We start from the raw sequence: 14782 nt of genomic DNA on the forward strand, positions 1-14782 counted from the left end.
CCGCGACCCCCCCCCATTTCGCCCCCCCCCCCCCCCCCCCCCCCCCCCCCCCCCCCCCCCCCCCCCCCTCCCCTTTCCCCCCCCCCCCCCCCCCCCCCCCCCCCCCCCCCCCCCCCCCCCCCCCCCCCCCCCCCCCCCCCCCCCCCCCCCCCCCCCCCCCGCGCCGCGTTCCGGCCTGGCGTGGACGCGCCCGGAAGGCGGCGTGAAGATATGGCGTACGGTCGTACGATTTGTCGCCAATTGCTCGTAATTACAGGCCGTCAGGGCTTTGCCACCGTTCGCGCGCCCTCTTACGCTCCGGCGTCATGTCCTCACCCCTGATCAGCGTCGTGCTCCCCGCCTACGACCAGCACGGGCAGCTCGCCGACTGCCTGGACTCGCTGCTCGCCCAGACCCTGGCGGACGTCGAGGTCATCGTGGTCGCCGACCGCTCCCCGGAGACCCCGGGCGGGCTCGCCGACGCGTATGCGGCCAAGCACCCGCGGGCGTCCGCGCTGCACCTGAACGCGGCGGTCGGGGTCGGGGTGAGCCGGAACGCGGGCGCGGCGCGGGCCACCGGCGAGTACCTGCTGTTCCTGGACGCCGACCACCTGCTGCCCCGGGACGCCCTCCAGACGCTCGCCGACCGGCTCAAGCAGACCGGTCCGGTGGACGTGCTGCTGTTCGGCCACTCCCGGCGCCACAACGACCGCGACTGGCCCGGCGGGGCCGAGGCGCTGCTCGCCGAGGCGGGCCCCGAGGTGTTCGCGCCCTTCGACCAGCCCGCGCTGTTCGGCGCGCCGCCGCTGATCTGGGACCGGCTGATCCGCCGCGGCCACTGGGAGGAGCTCGGGCTCGCGTTCCCGGACGGCAGGTACGAGGAGATCCCGGTCGTCCACGCCGCGCTGCTCGGCGCCCGCAAGGCCGCCGTGCTGCCGCGCGAGTGCGTCCAACTGCGCCGCCGGGAGACCGTCCACCCCATCGGCGGCCCCGGCAGCAGCGTGTTCGACCTGTTCGAGCAGTACGAGCGCAGCTTCGCGCTCCTGGAGGAGCAGCCGCACCTGTACGCGGTGCGCGACGCGCTGTTCATCCGGATGATCCGGCACTACCTGTTCGTCTTCGACCTCGCCGGCTGCGTCTCCCGGGCCGAGCGGCCGCAGTTCTTCCACCGGGCCGCCGAGCACCACCGCCGCTTCCAGCCGCCCGGCCACCGCAAGCCGGCCGGGCGCGAGGGGATCAAATTCTCCCTGCTGGCCGGCGGCGCCTACCCGGCCTTCGAGGTCGCCAAGCTCTCGCACATCGCCCGCGGCACCCTCACCGGCCGCAAGTAGCCGCGCCCGGGGCCCGGCCGGCCGGGACCGCGGCCGTGGGGCCGCCGACCGCGGCCGCCGCAGGAACCACCCGACACCCCGTCGGCGGTACCCCCCGCCGCGTCCGGTACCCGGGCGGCGCCCAGGCTGCGATCATCGGCGGAGCCGTCTGCCGCCGTACCGCCCGGGAGGTCCCTGGTGAGCCGTCCATCCGCCCGGCCCCGGGCCGAACTGGCCCGCGAACTGGCCGCCGTCCTGCGCGGGGAGGTCCGCTTCGGCGCCGCCGAACGGACCGTCTACAGCCACGACGCCTCCAACTACCGGCAGCTGCCGCTCGGCGTGGTGAAGCCCGCGGACCTGGACGACGTGCGCACCGCGCTGGCGCTGTGCGGCGAGTACCGGGTGCCGGTGGTGGCGCGCGGGGCGGGCACCAGCATCGGCGGGCAGGCGATCGGCCCCGGCGCGGTGGTCCTGGACTTCCGTCGCCACCTGGGCTCGGTCCTGGAGATCGACCCGCAGGCCCGCACCGCGCGCGTCCAGCCCGGCACCGTACTGGACGACCTCCAGCGCGCCGCCGGACCGTACGGGCTGCGCTTCGGCCCCGACCCGTCCACCCACAGCCGCTGCACGATCGGCGGCATGATCGGCAACGACTCCTGCGGCTCCCACTCGCTCGCCTGGGGACGCACCGCCGACAACGTGGAACGACTGGAGCTGCTGCTCGCGGACGGCACGGAGCTGACCGTCGGCGGCCGGCTCGACGCGCGGGAACGCGCGGCGCTGCGCGCCCTGCCCGGCCGGGCGGGCCGGCTCCACCGTGATCTGCAGGAGTTCACCGACCGCAACCTCGGCACCATCCGGCAGGGCCTGCCGCAGTTGCCGCGCCGCACCTCCGGCTACCCGCTGGACGCGCTGCTGCCCGAGCACGGCCACGACCTGGCCCGGGCGCTCACCGGCACCGAGGGCACCTGCGCGCTGCTGCTCGGCGCCACCGTCCGCCTCGTCGAGGCCCCGCCCGCGCGCGCCCTGGTGGTGGCCGGCTACCCCGACGAGGGCGCCGCCGCCGACGCCGTCCCGGCGCTGCTGCCGCTCGGCCCGCTGACCGCCGAGGGCATGGCCGCCGACCTGATCGCCGCGCTGCTCGCCGCCGGCCCGCGCCCGCCCGCGCTGGACCGGCTCCCCGCAGGCGAGTGCTGGCTGTTCCTGGAGACCGGCGGCGCCACGGCCCGGGAGGCCTACCAGGCGGCCCGCCGGCTCGCCGACCAGGTGCGCCGCGAGCGCTCCGCCACCGTCGCCCTGGTCACCGACCCGGTGGAGCAGCGCCAGCTGTGGGCCGTACGGGAGGCGGGCGCCGGGATCGTCACCCGCCTGCCGGGCGGCGGCGAGGCCTGGCCCGGCTGGGAGGACTCCGCCGTCCCGCCCGAGCGGCTCGGCGACTACCTGCGGGACCTGCGCGCCCTGCTGCGCCGGCACGGCCTGCGCGGCGTCCCGTACGGGCACTTCGGCGACGGCTGCGTGCACCTGCGGATCGACTTCCCGCTGGACGAACCCCAAGGGGTGCTGGTCTTCCGGGAGTTCCTGGAGCAGGCGGCCGATCTGGCGGTCTCGTACGGCGGTTCGCTCTCCGGCGAGCACGGCGACGGACAGGCCCGCGCCGAGCTGCTGCCGCGCATGTACCCACCCGAAGTGATCGGGCTGTTCGGCGAGTTCAAGCGGATCTGGGACCCGGGGAACCTGCTCAACCCGGGCGTGCTGGTCGACCCGCGCCCGCTCGACGCCGACCTGCGCTTCGTCACCGGCGCCGCGAGCCGCCCGCTGCCGCTGGCCCTGCCGTACGAGCGGGACGGTGGCAGTCTGGCCAAGGCGGTGCACCGCTGTGTGGGCGTCGCCAAGTGCGTGGACCCGACCACCGGGGTGATGTGCCCCAGCTACATGGCCACCGGCGAGGAACGGCACTCCACCCGGGGCCGGGCCCGGCTGCTCGCCGAGATGCTGCGCGGCATGGCGGCCCCCGACGGCCACCGGTCCGGGGCGGCGGTCCCGGACGGCTGGCGCTCGGAGGAGGTCCGGGAGGCCCTGGACCTCTGTCTGAGCTGCAAGGGCTGTGCGAGCGACTGTCCGGTCCACGTCGACATGGCCACCTACAAGACCGAGTTCCTGCACCAGCACTACCGGCACCGGCCGCGGCCGCTCGCGCACTACTCGATGGGCTGGCTGCCGCTGTGGCTGCGGGCGGTCTCACTCGCACCGGCGGCCGCCAACACCCTCGTCCGCTCGCCGACCGGCGCCCTGCTCAAACGGCTCGGCGGGATCGACCGGCGCCGGGTGCTGCCGGTCTTCCCGCCCGAGACCTTCACCCGCTGGTACCGGCGGCACCGCGCCCAGCACCCGGCTCCGGCCGGCGCCCGACCGGTGCTGCTGTGGCCGGACACCTTCTCCGAGCACCTCCAGCCGAACGTGCCGCGCTCGGCGGTCGAGGTGCTGGAGCACCTGGGCTTCGACGTCCGCCTGCCCGCCGGGCCGGTGTGCTGCGGTCTCACCTGGTACTCCACCGGCCAACTCGGCACCGCCCGCCGGGTGTTGCGGCGCAGCCTGCGGACCCTGGCGGCCTCCGGGCTTCCGGCCGACACCCCCGTGGTCGGCCTCGACCCCAGCTGCACCGCCACCCTGCGCGAGGACCTGCCCAGGCTGCTCGGCGCGGACGGCCGCCCGCTCGCCGACCGCACCCGCACCTTCGCCGAGTTCATCGACGAGTTCGCCCCGGACGCCCCGCTGCCCCGCATCCCGCTGGAGGCCATCACCCAGACCCACTGCCACCAGCACGCGGTGCTCGGCAGCGCCGCCGACCGCCGGATCGAGGCGCGTCTGGGCCTGCACAACCGGGTGCTCGACTCCGGCTGCTGCGGATTGGCGGGCAACTTCGGCTTCGAGAACGGCCACTTCGAGGTGTCCGAGGCGATCGCCGAACGCGTCCTGCTCCCCGAAGTCCGGGCCGCCGCACCGGACACGGTCGTCCTGGCCGACGGTTTCAGCTGCCGCACCCAGATCACCCAACTCGCCGACGGCCGCCAAGCCCTCCACCTCGCCGAGCTGATCGCCCGAGCCCTGCGCTCCGACGAGTGACACCGCGCGCGCCCTAGGGGTCCCAGCGAGGAAGGCCGCGCTCGCGGCGGCCTCCTCCTGAACCGTCCGGTCCGGTGCCCGGCGTCCCGGTCAGCCCTGCAGCGCCTCCTTCTTGGGCGGCTCCTCCGCGCAGACCGCCGTCACGAACTCCGCTACCCGGGCCTGGGGCATGCCGCGGGCGATGTCCGCCTCGCTGATCATGCCGACCAGCTTGTGCTCTGGGTGGTTGATCACCGGCAGCCGGCGGACCTGGTACTGCTCCATCATCCGGAGCACCTGTTCGCAGTCCTCGTCCGCCTCCACGGTCATCGGTCGTCCGAGGGCCAGATCCCCCGCCGTCACCTGCGCCGGGTCGCGGCCCTCGGCGACGCAGCGCAGCACGATGTCGCGGTCGGTCACGATACCCAGCAGCTTGTCGTTCTCGCCGCAGATGGGCAGTGCGCCCACGTGCCGTTCCCGCATGATCCGGGCCGCGGCGGCGAGCGTCTCGTGCTCGCGGATGCACTCCGCGCCCTGGTGCATGATGTCGCCGGCTCTGGTCATGGTCCGCCTCCTGACCTGGCTTGTTCCCCCTCGTCCATCGTGGTCCTGGCCGGTGGCGGCCGCCACCGGGCACCCGTCACGGCGTCGCCCGCGGTTCCGCGTCCGCTTCACCGGCCTGGCCGTCCGTCTCCGCCGAACCGCCCTCCAGGTCCGTGCCCTCCAGCGGCGAGCGGGACAACACCTCCTCCAGCGGCGGCAGTTCCCGCTTGGTCGGCTCCCGGTCGGCCCCGGCCTCCGGGACCTCGCCGCTCTCCACGGCCTGCTCCGCGGACTTCGCGGCGGCGGCGACCGCGGCGGCCGCCAGTAGATCGCGCTGCTGGGACTCCGTCGCGCTGTCCAGGAACCGCAGCAGTTCCACCGGGAACGGCAGCACCAGCGTCGAGTTCTTCTCCGCCGCCACCTCCACCACGGTCTGCAGCAGGCGCAGTTGCAGGGCCGCCGGGGTCTCGCTCATCACGGCGGCCGCCTCCGACAACCGCGCCGAGGCCTGGTACTCGCCGTCCGCCGTGATGATCCTGGCCCGCCGCTCACGCTCCGCCTCCGCCTGGCGCGCGATCGAGCGCTTCATCGACTCCGGCAGGGCGACGTCCTTGATCTCCACCCGGTCGATCTGGATGCCCCAGCCCAGCGCCGGGCTGTCGATCATCAGCTCCAGCCCCTCGTTGATCGGTTCGCGGTTGGCCAGCAGGTCGTCCAGTTCCTTCTTGCCGATGATCGACCGCAGCGAGGTCTGCGCGACCTGGGAGATCGCGAAGTTGTAGTCCTGCACGTTGACCGTCGCCTTCACCGGGTCCAGCACGCGGAAGTAGACCACCGCGTCCACCCGCACGGTCACGTTGTCCCGGGTGATGCCCTCCTGCGCCGGGATCGGCATCGTCACGATCTGCACGTTCACCCGGCGCAGCCGGTCCGCGATCGGCATCAGCGCGACCAGCCCCGGCTGGCGGATCTCCTCGCGCACCCGCCCGAAGCGGAACACCACCCCCTGCTGGAACTGCTGGACGACCCGGATGCTCATGGCCGCCCAGATCGCCCCCAGGCCGACCAGCCCTCCGAGAGCCCCCAACACCGCATCGACGATCATCGCGGCCTCCTCGCGGCCTCCGCGCGCACCGGTGTCTCCGGCACCGCCGATCCGGCCGGGCCGGGGGCATCCGGAGCAACTGATTCCACGCTACGCCTGCCCGGACCGCCGGACGAGCGCCTCGAAGGCCCGAGGGGGACGCCCTTAGGATGCGAAGCATGCCGCAGTCCCCCGCCGCCGACCCCGACCACCCGCTCCACCCCGCCGAGGCTGCCGCCCGGGCGCCCGGACTCGCCGCGCTGGACCGCGTGGTCACCGGCTGCCGGGCCTGCCCCCGCCTGGTCCAATGGCGCGAGGCGACCGCCCTCACCAAGCGCCGCGCCTACCAGGACTGGGACTACTGGGCCCGCCCGATCCCCGGCTTCGGCCCGCCCGACGCCCCGCTCGTCCTGGTCGGCCTCGCCCCCGCCGCCCACGGCGCCAACCGCACCGGCCGGATCTTCACCGGCGACCCCTCCGGTGACCTCCTCTACGCCGCCCTCTACGAGCTCGGGCTCGCCAACCGCCCCGAGTCCGTCCGACACGGTGACGGCCTCGAACTGCACGGCGTGCGGATCACCGATCCGGTCCGCTGCGCCCCGCCCGACAACAAGCCCAGCACCGCCGAACGCGACACCTGCCGCCCCTGGATCACCCGCGAGCTGCAGATGATGCGCCCCACCGTCCGGACCGTCGTCGCGCTCGGCGGCTTCGCCTGGCAGGCCATGCTCCCGGTGATCGCCGACGCCGGCTGGCAGGTCCCCCGCCCGCGCCCGCTCTTCGGCCACGCCGCCCAGGTCACCCTCCCCGCCCGCGACGGCGGCCCCGACCTGCGGCTCTACGGCTGCTACCACGTCAGCCCGCGCAACACCAACACCGGCCGCCTGACCACGGCCATGCTCCGCGACCTGCTCCGCGACGCCGCCCACTCGGCGGGGCTCAGCACCCGGTAGGCGGGTCCTTTTCGGCACGGCAGCGCACCCGTCGCTGCCCGCCGAGGGCGTCTACGTGGACGACTCCCTCAAGGTCACCTACGGGCAGCAGTCCCTGGACGACGCCCGCTCCTGGTGACCCCGGTACCCGCCGAGGAGCCGACCCCGCGAGAGGCCCTGAGAGGACGTCATGGGCACCGGAACCGTCACGCGCCCTCGTGCCGGGAGTGAGTGCCATGGCATACTCCCGAGCGTGACGACCTCCACCCATGCGACCAGGGCCCTGCGGGCCGCGGTGTTCACCGCGCTCGCCGTGCCGATGGCCGCGCTGGGTCAGGTGGTCATCACCGGTCGCCCGCTGCCGCTGTCGCTGGTGGCCGCGGTCAGCGCCGTCGTCTTCCTGGTCGCGGCCGCGCTGGCCGGCGGGGAGCGGCGGTTGCTGCACATCTCCGGCGTGATGGTGCCGGTCGAGCTGCTGCTCAACACCACCTTCAACCTGGGCCAGACCGGCTGTGGTCCGGTGCTGTCGGAGCACGTCTCCGCCCGTGGGGTCAACCTGCTGGTGTGTGGCGGCGGTTCGGTGGACGGCTCACTGCTGGGCGCGCCACTGGGCCACGCCGGGCAGTCGGCGCCCGCCGCGACCCAGCTGCTGCTCCTGGTGGTGCACCTGGTGATCGCGCTGGCCGCCTCGGCCTGGCTGCGGCTCGGCGACGCCGCGCTGTCGGGCCTGACCCGGGCGCTGCGCGCGCTGCGCCAGTCGCTGACCCGCCCGCTGCGGGCGCTGGTCCTGCTGCTGCTCCCCGCCCCGGCGCGCCCGGTGCTGCGGGTACCGCTGCCGGCGTCGAACCGTGAACGGCCGCGCCGCGAGGACGTGGTGCTGAGCCCGGCGCCCCGCCGTGGTCCGCCGTCCTTCGCGCCTGCCTGCTGACCGCTTCCCGGTAACGGCGTTCCGGGCCGCCCGGCCCCCGTACGCCCGCAGGCAGTGCGCTCGACTCCCGCGTTCACCGACCCCGCCGCACCCGAGTGCGGCCCCCGCGCGCGCCCGCGCGCCGCGTACAGGAGTTGACTTCCCCATGAATCAGTCCCCGAGCAAGCAGCAGGCCAAGCGCATCAGCGCCCGTGAGCGGATCCAGGAGGCGCAGCGCCGTGAGCAGCAGGCGGCCAAGCGCCGTCAGCGGATCGTGGTGACCGTCTCCGCCGTCGCCGTCGTCGCCCTCGCGGGCGGTGTCGCGCTCGCGGTCAGTTCGGCTTCGGGCAAGGACGACAAGGCCTCCGCGGCCTCGTCCGCGGCCCCGTTGGTCGTCCCGGCGAACGCCACCGGCCCGGACGGCACGGTGATCACCTACGGCAAGGCCGACGCCCCGCACACCATGGAGGTCTTCGAGGACTTCCGCTGCCCGGTCTGCCAGCACTTCGAGGCGACGAACGGCCAGACCGTCAAGCAGTTGGCCGAGGCGGGGCAGATCAAGGTGGAGTTCCACCTGGCGGCCTTCCTGGACAAGAACCTCGGCGGCAAGGGTTCGCGCACCGCGCTGGCCGCCGCCGGCGCCGCCCTGAACGAGGGCGTGGACAAGTTCAAGGCGTTCCACGACGTGCTGTACGCCAACCAGCCGGACGAGCGCGAGGACGGCTTCGGCGACGTCAACCACCTGCTGGACCTGGCGGGCCAGGTGCCCGGCCTGAAGACGGACGCCTTCGTGAAGGCCGTCACCGACAAGACCTACGCCCCGTGGGCGGCGAAGGTCGCCGACGCCTTCAACAACAGCGGGGTGACGGGCACGCCGACGGTCAAGGTGGACGGCAAGCCGATCAGCCTGTTCGCCGGCAACGCGGCCGCGACGCCGGAGCAGTTCACCGCACAGGTCAAGCAGGCCGCCGGCCTCCAGTAGCCCCGGCCCGCACCGCACCGCATCGCACCGCATCGCACCACACGGCACCACCGGCCCGGCCGAATTCCCGGCCGGGCCGGGCCCCTCCCCAGCCAGCCACCGGAGTGTGCTGCCATGACCGCCGCGACCACCGTCCATCTGTCCCACCCGGCCCCCGGCGCCGCCGGCCGGGATCCGATCGGCGCGAGCCGGGCCTACGCGATCCTGCTGTTCCTCGGCGGGTTGATCGGCCTGGCCGCCTCGGCCGTCCTGACCTTCGACAAGATCCGCATCCTGGAGAACCCGTCCTACGTCCCCAGCTGCAACATCAATCCGGTGATCAGCTGTGGTTCGGTGATGCGCACCGAGCAGGCCTCGGTGTTCGGCTTCCCGAACCCGCTGCTCGGGCTGACGGCCTTCGGCGCGCTGGTGGCGATCGGGGCGGGGCTGCTGGCCGGCGCGGTGTACCGGCGCTGGTTCTGGCTGGGCCTGCAGGGCGGGACGGTGCTGGGCGTCGTGTTCGTGCACTGGCTGATCGACCAGGCGCTGTACGAGATCGGCGCGCTGTGCCCGTACTGCATCGTTGTGTGGGCGACGGTGGTGACGCTGTTCTGGTACACCACCCTGCACAACCTGCGGACGGGCGTGATCCCGGTCGGGCCGAGGATGCGGGTCGTCGTCCGGGAGGCGGCCCGCTACCACTGGGCGTTGCCGGTGCTGTGGGCGGCGGTGATCGCGCTGCTGGTGCTCAACCGGTTCTGGTACTACTGGAGCACCCTGCTCTGACCCCACTCGACTTTCCGGTCGTCATCCCAGGTACCCCGCCGAGTGCAGCAGGGCGGCCGCGCCGGTCCGCCGGGCCTCCAGGGCTCCGCTGAGCCGGCGCGCCGCGCAGGGGTGCAGCAGCGCGGCGGCCCGGGCGGGGGTGAAGTACCCGTGGTCGGCGATCTCCTCGGGCTGGAGGCGGAGGACCGCCCCGGGCTCGACCGTGCCGCCGTCGAACATGAAGTGCACCGCCGGGTGGGCGTGTTCGCCCTGGTCGGGGATCGCCTCGCGCCATTCCACGACCAGCAGCCGCAGGTCGCCCGCCACCAGGCCCGTCTCCTCCAGCAGTTCGCGCGCGGCGCATTCGGCCGGCGCCTCACCCGGGTCCATCCCGCCGCCGGGGAACTGCCACTGGTCACGGTAACTGGCCTTCAGCAGCAGGATCTTGCCCGCGTCGTCGGTGAGCAGCACGCTGCACCCGGTGTAGGCGCGCACTATCCCGGAGAGCCACTCCTCCTCCGTCAGGGCAAAGGTCTCCGTCATCGCGCCTCCTTCGTCGGCTGCCCCGGTCGCGGCCACTGTGCCGCAATGACGGTCCTACCAGGGGTGGTTCGCACCTAATCCACTCGATCGGGTGCCAGGGCGCGCGCTACCCGAACACGGCCTGCCGGAAGGCGTTGCGCAGATCGGTGAGCGGCTGGGTGGTGCGGTCGTAGTGCACCTTGTTGGTGAGCAGCAGGGCCCAGCGGCCGAGCCGTCGGGAGATCCAGATGCCGGTGCCGGTGAAGCCGTAGTGGACGAAGGTCCCGTCGGCCGGTGCGGTGCCGGGGGCGTACAGCCAGGACAGGCCCCGGGCGGGGGCGAGGCCGCCGGTCTGCTCGCGCAGCGACTCGGTGATCCACGGGTCGCCCCAGGGCAGTCGGGCCGGCGGGGCGAGCAGGGCCGTGAGGAAGCGGGCGAGGTCGCGGGCGGTGGAGAAGGCCCCGGCGTTGCCGGAGACCCCGCCGAGCAGCCGGGCCGAGGGGTCGTGCACGGTTCCGCGCAGATGGGCGCCGAGCGACTCGTCGTACTCGGTCGGCGCGGTACGGCTGGTCTCCTCCGGGCCGAGCGGTCCGTAGCGGGTGTCGGTCATGCCCAGCGGCCGCCAGGCCCAGCACGCGGCGAGTTCGTCCAGCGGCGCGCCGCCGAGGTCCTCGACGAGGTAGGTCAGCAGCACGGCGGCGCGGTCGGTGTACTCGACGGCGGCGCCCGGCTCGCGGTGCAGCGGGGCCGAGATCACCCCGGCCCGGATCGCCGTGGCCGCCCGCCCGTAGAGCCGCTCGAAGCGGGTGTACGGGAGCATTCCGGCGGTGTGCGCCAGGAGTTGACGAACCGTCACCGATCCGGCCGGGTGCCTGGCGGCGGGCCGCCACCAGCGGCCGAGCGGCTCGTCCAGCGGCAGCCCTCCGGACTGCCACAGGACGCCCGTGCAGGGCCAGAGCGCCACGATCTTGGTGAGGCTGGCCAGGTCGTACCGGGTGTCGGGCCCAGGCGCGAGCTCCGCGTACGGGCCCTGCCCGAGCACGCCGTGGCCGGCGCCGCCGAGCGTGCCGCCGGCGTCACCGACGGCCCAGACGGCGCCCGCCCCGACGGTGCGCGCACCGTCCCGGACCAGCCGGTCCAGTTCACCGCCGGGTACGGCCAGGGCGGGGAGCCGGTCCGCTCCCGGCGCTCGACGGCTCATCCGCGTCCCCCTTCGGGCCGACGGGAGCCTACCCGGCGCGGCCGCCGCTCAGACCGCCGCGGTGAGTTCCTTGCCGAGGCAGACGCTCTGCGCGTGGTCCTTGTAGATGCCGAACTTGCGGATCGCGGCGTAGCCCTCGGACTCGTACAGGGCGATGGCCTCGGGCTGCTTGGTGCCGGTCTCCAGGATGAAGCGGGCGCGTCCGGCCTCGACGGCGGTCCGCTCCAGGTGGCGTAGCACCGCGCGGGCCAGGCCTCGGCCGCGGGCGTCGGGGATCACGAACATCCGCTTCAACTCGGCGTCGCCGTCGCGCAGCCCGTCGGGGCCCAGTCGCTTGGCCCGCCAGCCGCCGCAGGCGACCGGGCGGCCGTCCAGGTAGGCGACCAGGAACAGCCCCGCCGGCGCCTCGAAGTCCTCGGGGTGCATCAAGGTCTCGTCCGGGTCGCCGTAGCGGCGGACGTACTCCTGCTGCACCTGCTCCGACAGGGCCTGGGCGTCGGGGTGGGCGTAGCCGGTGACGCGGAACTCGACGGTGCCGGTCGTGTCCTTGGTGGCGGTGCTCTCCATGGTGGAAAAGCCTACGGCCTGGCCTCAGGCGCCTTCGAACACGGCGATCATGTCCTCCCGGCCGAACATCCGGGCGGCGTCGAGGGCGGAGGGGACGCCGGCCCGCGGGTCGGCGCCGTGGGCCACCAGGGCGCGGACGACCTCGGCCTCGCCTTTGAAGACGGCGCCGGCCAGCGGGGTCTGGCCCTTGTCGTTGGCGCGGTCGGGATCGGCGCCACGCTGCAGCAGCTCCTCGACGGTGCCGGCGTGGCCGTGGTAGGCGGCGAGCATGACCAGGGTGTCGCCGCTGCCGTTGGTGAGGTCGGCGGAGACGCCCGCCTCGACGGCGGCGGTCAGCACGGCCGTGTCACCGGTCCGGGCGGCGTCGAAGAGCTTCCCGGCGAGCGCGATCACCTCGGCGTCGGGGGCATCGGTCATGGCGGGCTGCCTTTCCTCGGAGCTGGCGGTGGAACGGTCCGTACCGCACCGTAGCGGCCCGGCGCCGAGCCGGGCCAGCAGACGTCCGGATTCCGGACGGCGGCCCTCCCGGTACGACGCCCGGCCGCGCGGGTCGCGCAGCCGTTCGGGCGAACTTCGGGGACGGTCCGGAAATCCCTGGTCCGCTCGCCGGGAATGCCTGGCCGCACCACACCAGCGGCGTACCAGGCACTCACCCGGCCGGTTCGCATACTTCCCTCCGGCCTCGCCGACGACATCACGTCACAGAACCACCCATTTGCCCCGTTCCATCATCTATTACTTTTTGTCACTATAAGGGCACTTTTAGTAACACTGCCCCTGTCCCCCTCCCCGAGGAGCAGACCGTGATCCTCTCGATTTCCGGCATCGTCCTGTTCGGCACCATCGCCTTCCTGTTCTTCCGCAGGGACGGACTGAAGGTCTCCCACGCCATCGTCTGCTCCCTCCTCGGCTTCTACATCGCCGGTTCCTCGATCGCCCCGAGCATCACCGCGGGCGGCGCCAGCCTGGCGAGCCTGCTCGGCGGCATCCGGTTCTAGGCGCCACCACTCCCCCGTACGGCCCGGGCGCGGACCCCACCGCCCCGGGCCCCGTCGTACCCCTCACCCCAACCCGTCCCACCCGCCCGGGGAGTCACGCAATGCCGCTCCACCGCCACCTCAGCAAGGGCCGTGAGATCGCCCGCACCGCCGGGGACCACGCCTCGGACATGTTCGCCCCGCTCGCCGTGATCGGCCGCGGCCTGCGCCACCACGCCGACTGGGCCAAGGGCCGCTGGCAGGCCACCCCGAAGGAGCGCCGCGGCCCGACGCTGTTCCTGACCGCCGCCCTGCTGATCGGCATCTACCTGCTGCCGCACGGCCTGCTGTTCGCGCTGATCGCCCTGATGGCCAGCGCCGCCTGGGCCGGCCGGGCCCCCAGGGACGCGGCCGCCGCGCCCGCGCCCGACGTCGCCGACGTCAAGCTGAGCGCCCTCTACTCGGCACTCACCCCGTACCTGTGCGGGCCCGAGGACATCAACCCGCTCTACCGCTTCGAGGGCAGCTACAAGAGCGCCTTCAGCGCCTGGGAGTTCGACGGCGAGGGCCGGCTCGCCAAGCTGGAGCTCAGCTACCCCGCGTACTTCACCGACACCGAGCCGGCCGCCCGCGCCCGGATCGAGCAGGTCGTCCAGGGCAAGGCCGGCCGGGCCCGGGAGTACCGCTTCGACTGGGACGAGGAGTCCAACCGGCTGCGGATCGCCGCGATGTCCCCGCTGCCGACCGACATCGTCGCCCAGCGCTTCGTGGCCGCCCCGGGCGAGATCGTGCTCGGCTTCACCGACGAGGACGGCACCGCCCGCACCATCCCGGTCAGCCAGGGCGGCGCCATCGTCCAGCAGCCGCCGGTGGTCTGGCGCACCGGCCCGCGCTCCTCCGAGCCGCACCTGCTGGCCCTCGGGGTCGCCGGCCACGGCACCTCCAGCCTGCTGCGCTCGATCGCGCTCCAGGCCCTGCCCTACGGCGACCTGGTGGTGATCGACGGCGCCGGCACCGGGGAGCACGCCTGCCTGGTGAACCGGCCCGGCGTGCACACCGTGGAGACCAGCCTGCTCGGGGCGCTGGCCGCGCTGGAGTGGGCCGCCCAGGAGACCGAACGCCGGCTCGCCGCCCTGAACGCCGCCCGGCACAGCGGCACCACCCCGCCCGAGGACATCAGCCGGCCGCTGTGGCTGCTGCTGGACCACCCCACCGAGCTGAGCGAACTCGCCCACGCGGAGGGCCGCCCCGACCCGCAGGACCTGCTGGAGCTGCCGCTGCGGCACGGCCGGGCCGCCCGGGTCACCGTGGTCGTCGCCGACGACGTCGAGGCCCGGGACCGGCTCACCCCGACCGTCCGGACCACCACCCGGGCCCGGGTCCTGCTCGGCCCCGCCGGGCCCGAGGAGGGCCGCGCCGCGCTCGGCGCACCGCTGGACATCGTGCCCGCCGCGCACGCACCGCGCGGCCGCGGCTACGCCCGGATCGGCAATGGCACCCCCGTCCGGCTCCAGGTGCCCGCCACCGTCGACCCGCTGGACGACGAGGCCCCGCCGCAGCTGCGGGACGCGGTGATCGCCCTGCTGCCGCACCGCGACAGCCGCACCGAGGTGGCCCCGGCCGCGCCGCCGCGCCCGGAGCACCCGCCGACCGTCCCGGCGGACGGGGCGTCCGCGGTCCACCACGTCCGTGCCGTCCAACCCGTCCAATCCGTCGACCACATCCGCCCCGTCGACCTCGGCAAGAGCGAGCCGATGATCCGCTCCCGACCGATCTCCTGAACGTCCGGCGGCGGGGGCGCCGACGCCCGTCGAACCCCGCCCCGGTACGCTCGGGAACGGAAAGGCCGACCGATCACCGCCTGTGAAATAGGTGACACCTGGGGTGATATCACTGGCCAGATGTGACAAATCGGGCGCCGGTGGGTACAAA

At 74.2% G+C, this 14782-nt stretch carries 14 protein-coding genes and 1 pseudogene; 9 read left to right on the forward strand and 6 right to left on the reverse strand.

Annotated features, from left to right (window positions below; genetic code table 11):
- Positions 1 to 305: 305 nt before the first annotated feature.
- Positions 306 to 1310 carry a glycosyltransferase family 2 protein gene (locus tag ACZ4WV_RS09220; protein WP_465744411.1) on the forward strand — a complete coding sequence of 335 codons (1005 nt, stop codon included), beginning with the start codon at positions 306 to 308 and terminating at the stop codon, positions 1308 to 1310.
- A 177-nt stretch (positions 1311 to 1487) separates the two neighbouring features.
- A complete protein-coding gene (locus tag ACZ4WV_RS09225; protein ID WP_465744413.1) occupies positions 1488 to 4412 on the forward strand; it encodes an FAD-binding and (Fe-S)-binding domain-containing protein in 2925 nt (974 codons plus the stop codon).
- 90 nt (positions 4413 to 4502) lie between these two features.
- Here ACZ4WV_RS09225 and ACZ4WV_RS09230 read toward each other — a convergent pair whose 3' ends face one another.
- Positions 4503 to 4955, reverse strand: a complete 453-nt coding sequence (locus ACZ4WV_RS09230) for a CBS domain-containing protein (RefSeq protein WP_465744415.1) — start codon at positions 4953 to 4955, stop codon at positions 4503 to 4505.
- 76 nt (positions 4956 to 5031) lie between these two features.
- Positions 5032 to 6039, reverse strand: coding sequence for an SPFH domain-containing protein (locus ACZ4WV_RS09235; RefSeq protein ID WP_465744417.1), 1008 nt, complete (start codon positions 6037 to 6039; stop codon positions 5032 to 5034).
- A 158-nt stretch (positions 6040 to 6197) separates the two neighbouring features.
- On the opposite strand from ACZ4WV_RS09235, the gene ACZ4WV_RS09240 reads away from it, so the two are divergent.
- The 5 genes and pseudogenes from ACZ4WV_RS09240 to ACZ4WV_RS09260 all read left to right on the forward strand — a co-directional run bounded on the left by ACZ4WV_RS09240 (position 6198) and on the right by ACZ4WV_RS09260 (position 9604).
- A complete protein-coding gene (locus tag ACZ4WV_RS09240; protein ID WP_465744419.1) occupies positions 6198 to 6971 on the forward strand; it encodes a uracil-DNA glycosylase in 774 nt (257 codons plus the stop codon).
- 13 nt (positions 6972 to 6984) lie between these two features.
- Positions 6985 to 7089: pseudogene (locus ACZ4WV_RS09245) on the forward strand (DUF4232 domain-containing protein); the annotation flags it as partial.
- 114 nt (positions 7090 to 7203) lie between these two features.
- Positions 7204 to 7878 carry a hypothetical protein gene (locus ACZ4WV_RS09250; protein WP_465744420.1) on the forward strand — a complete coding sequence of 225 codons (675 nt, stop codon included), beginning with the start codon at positions 7204 to 7206 and terminating at the stop codon, positions 7876 to 7878.
- A gap of 145 nt (positions 7879 to 8023) precedes the next feature.
- A complete protein-coding gene (locus tag ACZ4WV_RS09255) occupies positions 8024 to 8839 on the forward strand; it encodes a DsbA family protein (RefSeq protein WP_465744421.1) in 816 nt (271 codons plus the stop codon).
- Between the two features lie 114 nt (positions 8840 to 8953).
- Entirely contained in the window at positions 8954 to 9604 is a 651-nt protein-coding gene (locus ACZ4WV_RS09260; RefSeq protein WP_465744422.1) for a vitamin K epoxide reductase family protein, read from the forward strand.
- Positions 9605 to 9625: 21 nt separating this feature from the next.
- Here ACZ4WV_RS09260 and ACZ4WV_RS09265 read toward each other — a convergent pair whose 3' ends face one another.
- The 4 genes from ACZ4WV_RS09265 to ACZ4WV_RS09280 form a co-directional block, all read right to left on the reverse strand.
- Positions 9626 to 10126, reverse strand: coding sequence for an NUDIX domain-containing protein (locus tag ACZ4WV_RS09265; RefSeq protein WP_465744423.1), 501 nt, complete (start codon positions 10124 to 10126; stop codon positions 9626 to 9628).
- A gap of 106 nt (positions 10127 to 10232) precedes the next feature.
- Positions 10233 to 11306 carry a serine hydrolase domain-containing protein gene (locus tag ACZ4WV_RS09270; protein WP_465744425.1) on the reverse strand — a complete coding sequence of 358 codons (1074 nt, stop codon included), beginning with the start codon at positions 11304 to 11306 and terminating at the stop codon, positions 10233 to 10235.
- A gap of 48 nt (positions 11307 to 11354) precedes the next feature.
- Positions 11355 to 11873 carry a GNAT family N-acetyltransferase gene (locus tag ACZ4WV_RS09275; RefSeq protein WP_465744427.1) on the reverse strand — a complete coding sequence of 173 codons (519 nt, stop codon included), beginning with the start codon at positions 11871 to 11873 and terminating at the stop codon, positions 11355 to 11357.
- A 24-nt stretch (positions 11874 to 11897) separates the two neighbouring features.
- Entirely contained in the window at positions 11898 to 12290 is a 393-nt protein-coding gene (locus tag ACZ4WV_RS09280; RefSeq protein WP_465744429.1) for an ankyrin repeat domain-containing protein, read from the reverse strand.
- A gap of 386 nt (positions 12291 to 12676) precedes the next feature.
- Here ACZ4WV_RS09280 and ACZ4WV_RS09285 point away from each other — a divergent pair, with 386 nt between their 5' ends.
- A complete protein-coding gene (locus ACZ4WV_RS09285; RefSeq protein WP_465744431.1) occupies positions 12677 to 12871 on the forward strand; it encodes a hypothetical protein in 195 nt (64 codons plus the stop codon).
- A gap of 101 nt (positions 12872 to 12972) precedes the next feature.
- The gene (locus ACZ4WV_RS09290) at positions 12973 to 14631 is read left to right on the forward strand and encodes a hypothetical protein (protein ID WP_465744433.1); all 1659 of its coding nucleotides are present in this window, start codon (positions 12973 to 12975) and stop codon (positions 14629 to 14631) included.
- Positions 14632 to 14782 lie beyond the last annotated feature (151 nt).

Source organism: Kitasatospora sp. NPDC029312, from assembly GCF_055569215.1.